The following is an 11963-nucleotide window of genomic DNA, read 5'->3' on the forward strand; positions in this document are numbered from 1 at the left end:
GAAAGTGTTTAATTAGCGATGTTTTTTTGCCAAACGGCCATTCCATGGACATCGGACATGATACTGATGAATATTGTGGGGCCTGATGAGGGCTCGACAATCATCTCCTGATAAGTGAAATACCTGTGGTGGCTTATCCCTGCTCCACTGGAGTGCTGAGTTTCAGCAAAAAAGCACGATTACATTAGTTTGTGGTGCTTGATGAGTATTATTATTTTTTCTATTCATTTTTTGCTTCAATAACCGGCTTGGCACTGAGCAGTTGAATTTCCCGTTTCAATTCTGAGAACTCCTGGTGCTTGAAAACGGTATTAAAATTTTGAGCCAGAGAACTATCAAGGCGCTGCAGGCTGTCGGCTTGCTTCCAAGGGATGATATACAGCACCTTGGGCTGTTCCTGGCTGCCGATTACCGTGGATTCCAATGTGGTGATTTCTTCGGCACGGGCGGTGAAGCAGGTGCATATTACGGACATTAGAATGATTAATTTATCTCGCATCAGAGTCTACGCTCCAGTTCCAGTATCCAAGCGCCGAGTAATTTGTCTTCTTGTTCTCGACTGCTCTGGGCCAAACGGTATTGCTGTAATGCCTCTTCCGGCCTGTTTAGATAGAGGTCATAGAGAATACCCAGATTGCGGTGCGCATCGCTAAAGTCGGGCCAAAGGTTCAGCGCCTGCAGGTAGCACTGTTCGGCCTCTTCGAAACGGCCAGCGTCGCGTAGTAGTGCAGCCAACTGATTCCAGGCAAATACATTACCGTCATTGACCTCAATCGCCTTGCGAAAGCTATTTTCCGCATTCTCGGCCTGTTCACTTTTCTGCTGTACTATCCCGAGGTTTAGCCAGGGGCCAGAGAGCTCTGGCCAGCGTTCAATGACCTGCTGTAGCTGCTGCACTGCGGTTGAGCTATCTCCGTTGTTAAAGCTCTCGTGCGCCTGAGCCATAGCGACGCTGGCCTCTTTGGGAACCCGCTTGGCATCCGCCAAATAGGGGTTTTCGGTAATTACATGCTCAATTGAGGCGTCCTTCTGTTGAGCATTTTTACCAAGTGGAAGGCTGCCACAGGCGCTGAGTGTCGCCAGAATCAGTAGTGTTGCTGTGAGGCGAAAAATACCACTGGGGCAATTGCGCAAATCAATGCAGTGCATGGCTCCACTCCAGGGTTGCTTCCGGTTTTTTATAGCGTGCGGGTAACAGTTCGCCGAGTGAGGCAAAACTACGTTTGACCCAGTCGTCGTAAATTCCATCACTGGTGCGCTGAATATTAGCCTGATGCAGCTCTATAGCCTTTTCCTCGAAGGGGAAGGCCTGCTCTTCCAGTAGGATTTCGTACTGCTCCAACTCAAGGTCATTCAGGTTTTTGGGGCGTTGAGATTCCATCAGGTCATGGCTGAGCTGTCGATAAACTTCAGCTAAACGGAAATTGGCCTGGGTGGTGAATTCCGCAATTTCCAGCTCGAGAACCTTGCGATAATCGGCCACGGTGGTTTTCATCGCGCGCTTTTTATTGGCGAGACTGGTTTTTAGCGGCAAGTGCAATTTTAATGAAGCGAATTTTTCATAGCTCTGCTCTGCCAATGCGCTTTGGGAATAGGCGGACAGGTAGCGGCCCCGAGGGGATTTTTCTGAATTTTTTGCTAATTGCTGTAGCCAATAATTCTGTTTATTAGGTTGATTGGTTTGCGCGTACAGTTGCACTAACTGATATTGCGCTTCCAGACGTTGTTCAACAGGCTTTGGCCAGAGCTTGTTGTAGTTACGGTAACTCTCAATGGCACCTTGATGCTCACCTGCTTTTTGCAGGCTTTCCGCCGCGAGGAATAAGGATTGGCGACGTACTTCTCGGTCGGGGTCATTTTGTGCAAGTTGCAGTAATTCGCCGGCCGCAGCGGCAGGCATTTTCAAGGCTTCAAAAATAACTACCGCCTTGGCGGCGAGGGTAGGTGCCAGCTGATGTGCAGGATAGAAACTCCGGAAGTCTGCAAGTTCAGCACTGGCACGCTGCCACTGCTGTAATTCCATCAGGTAATTGATCGCGTCATACTGGGCGGTGGCTGCAATTTCGCTGCGTCCACTCTCCCTGATTCGCAGCAGGTGGCGCAACGCCTCCTCACTGGGAATCTCTCTGCCATCCTCGGTGAGTGCTGGTTGCGCAAGTGCCAACTCTGCCTGCCGATAGATGGAAAGTTGAAGTTGCTTGCGTGTGTCCTCGCGCAAATGGCTATCCTTAGGCTGTATATTCAACGCACGGGTATAGGCTTCTTCCGCAGCCATATAATCTTTCAATGAAAAGTGACTGTGAGCCAGGATCATCGCGATATTTAATTGCTGAGCCTTATTCGCTGGTGGCTGCCACTGATCTGCAGCTTGTGCGGCGGCAATAGCCTCGGCAAAACGTGACTGTTGTAGCAGCTTATCTGCGGCAGATAGTTGTACTGGTAAGGCCCTTTTATCCTGCGGCCAGCTCTGGGCAAATTTAAGGCTGGCCTCAATGTTGCGATCCAGCCACAGGATTTTTTGCTCGGCATCCTGCCCCGGTGTTTCTTTATGCACTTGTGCCGAGCTAAGAATGGCTGCATAACCAGCCTCCGCACCATGCTTCTTGTCTTGATATTCCCAGGCTACCTGGCTGTATGCGCGCCAGGCTCCAGCGTAGTCGCCAGCCTGCTCGAGACATTCGGCCATCAGGAAGACCATTGGTGGAGTGCGGGGGTCCTGTGGAAAAGTCTGTGAAAACTGCCGGTAGAGTTCCGCTGCCGCTAGGTAAGCTTTGCGAGACTGAGCTTTGAGCTGCTGTTTTTGTTTACTTTTATTAGCCGGTGCCTTGGTCGCTAACTGAGCAAGTTCCTGCGCGCGCGCGTGGTCAAATTGGGCTAACTCCTCAAGCCAGGGGCGCAGTGACTGTGCCAGGGCTTCGCGCTGACTTGTCTCTGCCTGCTGCCAATACTCACTGCGAATACCATAGCGTTGTACAAATTCCCGCTTGGTTGGAAGCACCTCATCGTGTAAGCCGCCATTTTGCAGTGTTTCAATAGCTTGCAAATGTAATGATGGCGCTTCAGTGCTATTGGGGTAGTGCTTAACAAAAGCCAGATAGGTATCCGCGCTGTTGCGGAATAACTCTTTTTCTCGATACCAATTGCCCAGAGCGCTGTACAGCAGGTGCTGATAACCTCGTGGTTTGCCATCGGGATTAAAGGACTCGATAGCTTCGGCACCGCCCAGGTAACTAAAATTCAGGGCCAGGCCACGAAGGCTATCCTCGCGCAGGCGCTTCTGGCCCAGAGGTAACTCTGCTTCGCTGGCACGCTGCTGCAGAATATCCAGAGACTCGAGAAATATCTCCGTGGAACGGCGGTAATCGCTGGATTTAAACTCTGACCAGGCGAGCATATAGCGGGCATTATCGGAAAATGGACTTTCGCCCTTCTCCAGCAATGCGTGGAAGTCCTGTGCCGCTGCCGAATATTCCTTGCGATTGAAAGCCGCTTCGCCTCGGCGGAATAAAACCTCCCCCATAAACGGTGACTCAGGTGCGCCCTGGGCGATGCGCTCCAGTGCTTGCAGTGCGCCTGGCATTTCGCCATCCATAGCACGAGCTCGCGCCAGACGATAGAGAATATAGTCGTCTCGGGGGCTCTCTTTGGCGAGTGTCTGGTAATGCTGCACCGCACTGGCAAAACCGACTGAAACTTCCGGGTTATCCGCCTGATGTTGCTCCAGTCGCTCCATTTCCAGATCGGCCAGGCGCAAACGAATCTGTGCGCGAATCTGCGGGTCTGGCTGGCTGGCCAGTGCTTGTTGATAGCTCTGCACGAGAGTGGCGAGATCAACCGATATCAATTCAGGGGGAGCTGATACAGGTTCTTCAGTGGAAGCAGCCGTGGCCGTGGGCAGATCTGCAAGTGTCAGTGCGGACTGATTGCTGCAGGCGGTACTGATACAGCAGATAGCGGCAGTGAGCAGGCGCAGGGAAAAGCTTCTGGAACCAAACCTATTCACTCTGCCCCCCTTCATTATCGGGCAATAGAGCTTCTGCGGTCTTTTCCTCAGTTATTTTCTCTACTGTGGCTTTGCCTTTTTCGTGAGTATTTTCGCCATCTTGCGTTTCCATCTGAGTATTTTTCTCAGGGTTTTTTGGCGGAGGCTGGCTGGCGGCCTCTAGCATGGAGGCATCCTGTAAGCGCGCGATAGCGAGGCGGGTGTGGGCCTGGTAACTGTGAATCCGCGACTGCTCTCGCTCCAGCTCAGCAATAATATCCCGGCGTAGGGCAGCCTCAACCTTTGAAGCCGTTTTGGCTATGGCTGCGCGTTGGCCGGATAATTGCGCCGCAGTGCTAGCCAGACGCTCTGTTAGCTGGGTCAATTGCGGTGCGCGGCCCACTTCTACAGAGGTTTTACCTAGTTGCTTCTCACCATCGCGTAAGCTGGATTCGAGTAGTTGCAGAGTTTTGCGCTGTTGCCACAAGCGGTGATGATACTGTTCGCTGGCTTGCCATAATAAAATGCCACGGGCTTTAGCCAGGGTCTCGCCCTGGTTGTCGGACCCCTTACCGTTACTGCGCAGTAGTTGATAGCGTTGCTCAGCGCTCTGGAGTATCTCCAGCATCTCGAATATCTCACTGTTATTTCCACCCTCCCCGTTGCTGGTAGCTTCGAGCAGAGTCAGTGCGTCACGCTCCCCTTCTATTTGGGCCAGGGCATCGTTGAGATTGCGGTAGTGTTGCTTGGCGATTTGCAGTTGCTGGTCAAACTCTGCGCTCTGGTACTGCCCGATGATGCCGGAGCGCCTTTGGTGACGCTCTTCGATCAATGAATGCAATTGTGGAATTTTTTGTGACCAGTCATTGAGTACCCTATCCATCTGCTGCAGGTCGCGCAGCTCCGACAGGCGCAGTTGGAATTGATCGCTCTGTAAAATGGGTAAGAGAAAATGCTGGTTGTCCCGCAGTAAGGGTGTGGCTTGAGCCAGTTGTAGCCAGCCGTAGCGTTGTGACTGACTAAATTGGCTGGCATCCGCCAGCGGTTCTGAAGACAGCTTCCGCTGTAAGTGCTGCAGCTGCTGCAATGTGCTCTCGAAATATGTGGCTGCATCACTATAGGCGCTTAGGGCTTTATTGCGTTCAGCCTGCTTCTCATAGGCATAGGGCAGGGCGACCCTTGCCTCCCGTGCGGCGGGACTGTGTTGGTGTTCTGCCAATAAAAAACGCAGGGCATCTACCCCCTCCTGGTATTGCTCGCTGTTGATCGAAGACCAAGCGAGCCCAAGCAGAGCTTTGGTTGCCCAGGGGGTGTGCAGGCGCACCTGGGAAAATTCAGCTTGGGCCTGGGAAAACTGCTCTGACAATGCCATAGCGTAGCCAGCGCCGATATGCGCTTTGTCCGCGAGTATCAGGATATCCTCTGAGGGTTCATCCTGCTCAGTCGCCAGTGTGCTTGCGAAGCGATATTCCTCGACGGCGGCAACTAACTCTCCTCTTCGGGCTAAGGCTGCGCCTAGATTGATGTGTCCGAGTAGGCGCTCTGACAGCGGCAGATCGGCTCTTTTAAGGAATTCCTGGGCTGTGGAGATTTCTTCACTGCGCAAGGCCAGGTTAAGGGGAAGGGTGGAGGAATCTATGGCTCCAGACTTTTCCAGATTTTTTGCCGCCAAGGAAAAGTCACCCTGCAAATAGTTCAGCTCTGCCAGCTTCAGCCAGGCAGCCTGGCGAAGTTTGGGATCTGTATTTTGATTGCCGGTATGAAGCTGTAGCTCGAAAAGTTCGGCAGCGTGTCGATGCAGACCAAAACTGAGGCTGATTCCCCCTTCGATCAATGCGGCACTGTCGCGGTGAACTTTAATTGAATCACGTTGCTTGGCGACAAGCAGGGTGCTGAGGGCATCGAAATTATTGCCTTGAAAGTACTCATACAGGGTTGCCCCGTAGGACATATCCTGAGCTTGGCGATACTTTTTGTCTTCGGATTGCGTCTTTTCCTGAGGCGGTATTTCTTCCGAGGTAACTTCGGTCTCGGTGCCATAAGCAGGCAAACTGACACCTAGCAAAGCGACACTGAGGGATATTATGCGGGAGAGGGGCCGGTAGCTCATGGGTAATCAGGGCGTGGGCCATTGAACGAGTTCAAAGTCCGGCTGTTGTTTGCCGGTTTTATCTGAGATGCGCAATTCGATAACAACGGGCTCATCGGTCTTTTCCAACTCTAGAGTCGCGCCCCGCTTATACTCGCGTCCCTCTGGTCCAAGACCGGTGAAGAAAGCGGAAATGGTGTAGTTACCAGATTTTAGGTTGCCTTTGTGTAGGGGTTGGATACCACCGCGCACAAGGGCACTGCGCTGATGATCGGTATACAGGTGGCTAGCTGTGAGTTTATTGTCGATATGTAATTTAACAGCGTCCAACTGAAAATAGTGACCGATATCCACAGAAACATAAAAAGCCACTTGGCTTTGTGCGGGGTAGAGCAGGTCCTCTTCCAGGATTAACAAATCCCGGTTTAACTTAATAACATCGCGCTTTAGATTTTCCAGCTTTTCAGCGGAAAAAGACTCTTGCTGAGCCTGAGACGCTGCGCCTGTGAAGAGAGCGAGTGAGAAAATAAACAACTGGAGAACGCGTCCCATGGAAGGCCTTTCGCTTGCTTTTGGCTTTATTGTGTAATGGGCGCAAATTATGTCAGGGGCGCAGCTATCTGGTGTGATCCCGTTGGCAAATTTTTTACGACGTTGAAACGATTATTGTGGGTTTGCCAGTCCCTGACTGAAGAAAAGACGTTTGTTACTGTCGATAACCACTGCTTCAAATTGGGGCAGGCGATCAATGAGCGCCAGTCCCTTTTTCTTACCCAGGACAAATACGCTAGTGGAAAGTGGATCGGTATCAAAACCCCTTGGGCCGATAATACTGACACTGATTAACTTATCGCTGTCTCCAACTGCTGTATCTGCGGGTTTCCCGGTATTTGGATTGAAAATATGATGAATACGCTCTTGCTGTTCATCGATAAAAAAGCGCTCGTAGTCACCGGAAGTTGAAATGGCAATGTCACGCAGGGGAATTACTGCGGCACTTTTGCTTTTTTCTCGTGGGTGACGAATGCCTACCAGCCAAGGTTCGCCGCGTTTATCGCCTAGCATACGTGCATCGCCACCGGCGCTGACACTGGCACAGCAGACTTCAGCCTGTTCGAGAATTTGAATGGCTTTATCCACAGCATACCCCTTGGCAATTCCACCCAGGTCAATTTTTGTTTCGCTGTGACCAAAGCGCAGGGTTTTGGACTTTTTATTCAAATGTAAGTGGCGGTAGTTCAGCGCCTCGATTAGAGAATCGGTAAGGGCGGAGTCTGCCTGTTTCCCGTTGCGGAAATCATAGTGTTTGCCGAGAGTAGCGTAGCTGATATCAAAGGCTCCATCGGTCAGGTGGCTGAACCAGAGAGACTTATCCACCAGAGAAAGCAGCTCATCGGAAATATTGACCGCTATTCTACCTGCCTCGCGATTGACGAGGGATAGTTCACTTTCTGCTTTGTAAGGTGACAACTGGTTATCCAGACGATGGAATTCCGTCATCACCTCTTCGATCAGGTATTCAGCCTCACTGGCATTCTCGTGCCAGAGCTGAAGGCGGACTTCAGTGCCCATGATTGCACGCTCGGCATAGTGCCACTCGGCCAATACCGGTGCCGCACAAAGGGCGGCACCACCAAACAGGAGAGATCGAATAAAACGCAACATCTCGGCATCACATTATCTTATGGGGGCAAAAGCGGTCAGGCTGTCCATGAGAGTACTGTTACCGAGCCCATGATTGGGGAATAGGCTGGCAAAATTACCTTGTTCACCATGTAGGGCCAGGTAGTTCAACACTACAGTTTCTACCAATAGGTTGACGTTGTTGGCGGCGGGGCTTGAGGACGTTTCCACATCCCCGGAGGAACGCATATAACCCAGCTGCTGGTGCCTTGCCTGCTCATCGGCGCTACCACCGAGTAATTGCGGACGCCCCGCAGGATTGTATACCAGGAAGAAGGAAGCAGCGGTTTGCTGATCGTCTCCGGTCCACACCCCCTTGCCACGACCTTCGACAGAGTCGTCGATCATTCCGTTGGAGAATACCGAACCATCGCTGAAGACATAAATCATCAGTGGCTGGTTGCGACGTGCAGCATACTCCAGGCAGGCGCCAATACAGCGGCCGGCACGCAGGTCGCGCATCTCGCCGGTGGCACGGTCGCCGGTATGGTAGTCGTAGCCACCCATGGTGATAGTGCCGGCACCGGCATAGCCATTCACCACAAGTTTCATTGCTGAGGCAGTTTTGCGGAATTCCCCATCCCCACTCAGTTCAGCGCTGGTAAAAATGCCGGAGGGACCGACAATATCCGGATCGGCTTCGGGGTTCAGATCGGCGGGATTACCGAAGCGGTCCGCCAGATCGGCGCTCTTCATATAACCGCAGCGCACCATGTCCTTGATAATGGCATCGGCCCCCACGCGGGTGTTTACCTTACCCAGCTTGGCATCAGAAATACGGTACATGGATTCCATCACTGCAACCGTGTCTTCCTGGCTGAGCAGTCCCACCAGATCGCCCACATCCACGAGGCCGGTAACATCAGAAGGCCTGTCCACTTTGGTGGGGCGTACCTCTGGATTGATCATTGCCGACGGAGACATGGAGTTACCACCGGAATCACTGGAGCGGGAGCCGATCAGGGCCAACAGGGAACCGTTGGCGCCGGCCTGATTGATACCGTACATGGGGTTGTGGGGGTTGTTGCCGGTATCGTTTTCCGAGCGCGCCGGGATTACTGCACCGTTGGTAGCCGCGGCAGTGCCAGAGCCCACTTTTTCCAAAATTCCGCGTAGCAAACCGCTGTCGCTATGGAAGGCGAGGCCCAGGTCGTTGTTAACAAACCCTTCTCCGGCAGAGGGGATCATATCGCCCGGCAGACCCTGCTTGTTGTAGCCGGCCGTGCCGAGAAAATCCATCTGGCCACCCTGTTTGCCTACCAATACATTGGAGCCGGCGATGTTGGCTCCACCGGCGAGGTCGAAACAGATAAACGGGATTTTACCGGCGCCGAAAGCGCTTACATCACAGGGGCCGCCGTTACTCTTGCGCAGGTCTTCCAGATCGGAGGACAGAGCTGCGTGGGCATTATGCGGGTTGGCAAACATACTGAATACCGAGCCACCTAATACTGTCGCCATGCCCGCGCGGAAGCCCTGGGCTAGAAAATCACGACGGGTTACCGGGCGGTGGTGGTCCGGGTGGCGTAGGGGCTGGTCCAGCTCAAAATATTTTTTCTTGCTCATAGTCTTTCCGGATTTTTTATCCGATGTGCCGGTAAATTATTTTTGAATTTTTAGCAGATTGTTAAAAATTTTCTTTCGACAATCTGGTCTAGGCTGTGATTGATCCTCCCAGGTACAGCGTTTAAAACCGTACCTGGGCGACAGCCCGTTTTTTTAATCAGTGAATCAGGATCATGGCGCTGCCCATGGCGGCTGCGCATACGGCCTTGACCGTGGTCTCGGTCCGCCCCGCTTCACATCCATTGCCACAGGCGGTCATGGTGTTGATCAGGCTGTTTAATTCCGCTTCCACGGTGCTTAGATCTGGTGCGCTAGACAGCTGTGAGTGGCTGCCGTCGTGCCAGTTCATTTCGTGGCCCAGCAGGCTCTCCATTAATGGATTAATCACCAGTGCTCGTTTGTCGGCGCTGTCGAAAGCAGTACCAGCGGAAGCGCTAAAATCAAAACCAGGGAAATAGCTGCTGCGCTCATTGGAATCCACCAGGGTGCTGCAGTACTTCACAGCAAGCTGGGTGATACCCATTTGCTGAGCCGCCAGGAATCCGGTGATGTCACTGGAGACTGGAAGCTGGCGCTTCACGGTTTCCCAGGTTTCCATCACATCCGGGTGGGCGCTGGAAATACCGGTAGCGCGAGACAGGCTGGCATTAATCTGCTCGAAGCGGCGCAGGCCAATACGTGGTTGAGCCTCGAGGTCTGCCGGTTCCGGTGGCGCTGCAGGGGTGGGCTCTACGCGAGTAAAGCTGGCGTTGCCGATACGCTCAAAAGTGAGAAAGAACTCGTCCGATAGTGGGCCTTTATCAAGGGTGATAATGGTGCCCAATCTGGACAGTTGCTGGCCTTGGAGCGGTACATAGCTATCATCAATTTCTGTGGAGAACTCGGCCCAGGACTGGCCCACTTCCGCTTCGCGACCATTAATACCAATACGCATGCCTTCGATAGCGATACCTTTCGGATCTACGCTTTCGTCCAGGCTGATAAAAGTAGGTTCACTGAACAGATAGGCGTAGTTATCGAACTGCTGAACGGTAAACATCACGTAGCTCTCGGCGATGCCGGTGTGCTCTTCAACTTTAAATAACAGGAAGTATTTCTCTCCCACACCTACTTCATAGTTGGTGGCAACGTCCTCGGCAGAGAGCGCGCGAGAGTGAATTGCCAGCATGCGGATAGAGCCCTGCCAGCTATTTCCGTTACTTACTTCACTACCAACAGCTAGGGCAAAGGTGTCGTCCCAAGTGCTCAAGAGTCCCGCTTCGGTGGGGTCCATCTCCCCGGTATCAGCGCCGTTTACAAAGAGTTTGCGGCCGTTGATCGGGTCAAAAGTGGCGACCACGTGCTGCAAACTCGCCTGTACTTGCTGGTCGGCATCATCAGTCATCAGAGCTGGCATACCGTCCGCATCGGTACTGTCGCTGCGGTTCTGGAATGTGTAACTGTACTGCGCCTGGCCTAGGGTGAAGTTGCGAATATCGTCACCGCCGGAATAGGTCACCAGACGTGCGGGACCTTCCTGGGTTACATTGGCCGGTGCGGCCCAAACCTCAATGGAATATTCGCCGGTGGCGGTGAGGGTTTCGTATAACTTGCGGCTGGTCGCTGTCGCCCCCTGGGCTTTACCACCTTTCAGCTGCAAACCCCAGGACTCAATCCACTCCACATCGCCTGAAAGAGCTAGATCAATAGCCGGGTTTACGCCGGAGGTGTCATAGGCCGTAGTGCCGCTGCCGGTTTTAAATTCGTACAGGGCAATCGCATTATTTTCCACGCGTCCACCACTGCTGGCGACAATGCCATCGGTGAGGCGCAGAGCCTTACTGATAACCCAGTCCTGATTTACCTGGGTAGGTGCGATGCTGTCCGCAAAGGCTTGGATGGCTGCAGTCATTTCCGCTTCGTTATCGGAGCAGTCATCCCAGCAATTGTGGAATTCACTTCCCAGGCGCACGGAGAAGCGTGAATCCGCAGGGGTATCCAGATTCATCTTGCTCTTTGCTGACTCATAGGCGAGGTCGACATCGGAGCTGGCAAAGTAAGGTTTTTGTGCGAGTGCGGCATCCTCACTGTGGCAGCTGGCACAGTAGTTACGTAATACCGGGTAAACGGTAGTACCGAAGTTACTACTTGAGACCGGGAAGCTCTTGCTCGCGCCCACATCGCGTTCTATAGGAGGGGTTAGTGTGACTGTATTACTGAGGCCGCCGCTGGCTTGGGCCCACTCTTCAATATAATTGGTAATAATTTCAGCGCAGGCGTCGTCGCTGGAAAGCCAACAGTTGTGTCCGCCGCCCACTTTGGTCACCAGGCGCGACTCTTCCGGTAGGCTTAGGTTTACCAGTTCGCGCCCGTCATCGTAGGCTGCATTAATATCGTCACCGCGTACGAAATGAGGGCTCTGTGCACCTTCAATATGGCAACTACCACAGCGATTCTGTGCGACCAGGTTATCCCAGATATAGCGCTTGTACTGATTGACGTCATCAGTTTCAGGTGCTGGCCCTGAATAGTTGACGCCATTATCGGACTGGTTGGTATTTGGCTGTTCCTCTGTGTCCTGGCCACTGCCGCCACTACAAGCGACAACAAATGCCGCTGTGTATAAAAGGGTTGATATTTGCAGGCTCTTTAAAGTTTTCATTG

The 11963-nt window shown here is 52.8% G+C and carries 8 protein-coding genes; all 8 read right to left on the reverse strand.

The window, feature by feature from the left end; genetic code table 11:
- Nucleotides 1-220: 220 nt before the first annotated feature.
- The 8 genes from G367_RS23995 to G367_RS0116005 all read right to left on the reverse strand — a co-directional run bounded on the left by G367_RS23995 (nt 221) and on the right by G367_RS0116005 (nt 11961).
- The gene (locus tag G367_RS23995; RefSeq protein ID WP_020414159.1) at nt 221-499 is read right to left on the reverse strand and encodes a hypothetical protein; all 279 of its coding nucleotides are present in this window, start codon (nt 497-499) and stop codon (nt 221-223) included.
- Nucleotides 499-1149: a tetratricopeptide repeat protein gene (locus G367_RS0115975; RefSeq protein ID WP_020414160.1), complete on the reverse strand. Its 651-nt coding sequence runs from the start codon at nt 1147-1149 to the stop codon at nt 499-501. Before G367_RS0115975 ends, G367_RS23995 begins: the two co-directional genes overlap by 1 nt.
- Nucleotides 1136-4003 (reverse strand): tetratricopeptide repeat protein, encoded by a 2868-nt coding sequence (locus tag G367_RS0115980; RefSeq protein ID WP_020414161.1) that lies wholly within the window; start codon nt 4001-4003, stop codon nt 1136-1138. The genes G367_RS0115975 and G367_RS0115980 overlap by 14 nt, the downstream gene beginning before the upstream one ends.
- A complete protein-coding gene (locus tag G367_RS0115985) occupies nt 3996-6092 on the reverse strand; it encodes a hypothetical protein (protein ID WP_026305175.1) in 2097 nt (698 codons plus the stop codon). The genes G367_RS0115980 and G367_RS0115985 overlap by 8 nt, the downstream gene beginning before the upstream one ends.
- A 6-nt stretch (nt 6093-6098) precedes the next feature.
- Entirely contained in the window at nt 6099-6623 is a 525-nt protein-coding gene (locus G367_RS0115990; protein ID WP_020414163.1) for a hypothetical protein, read from the reverse strand.
- Nucleotides 6624-6734: 111 nt separating this feature from the next.
- The gene (locus G367_RS0115995) at nt 6735-7736 is read right to left on the reverse strand and encodes an FAD:protein FMN transferase (RefSeq protein WP_020414164.1); all 1002 of its coding nucleotides are present in this window, start codon (nt 7734-7736) and stop codon (nt 6735-6737) included.
- A gap of 12 nt (nt 7737-7748) precedes the next feature.
- Nucleotides 7749-9320: a hypothetical protein gene (locus G367_RS0116000; RefSeq protein WP_020414165.1), complete on the reverse strand. Its 1572-nt coding sequence runs from the start codon at nt 9318-9320 to the stop codon at nt 7749-7751.
- Nucleotides 9321-9477: 157 nt separating this feature from the next.
- Nucleotides 9478-11961 (reverse strand): LamG domain-containing protein, encoded by a 2484-nt coding sequence (locus G367_RS0116005; RefSeq protein ID WP_020414166.1) that lies wholly within the window; start codon nt 11959-11961, stop codon nt 9478-9480.
- Between the last annotated feature and the right edge of the window lie 2 nt (nt 11962-11963).

This window comes from Microbulbifer variabilis ATCC 700307, from assembly GCF_000380565.1.
Taxonomy (GTDB): Bacteria; Pseudomonadota; Gammaproteobacteria; order Pseudomonadales; family Cellvibrionaceae; genus Microbulbifer; species Microbulbifer variabilis.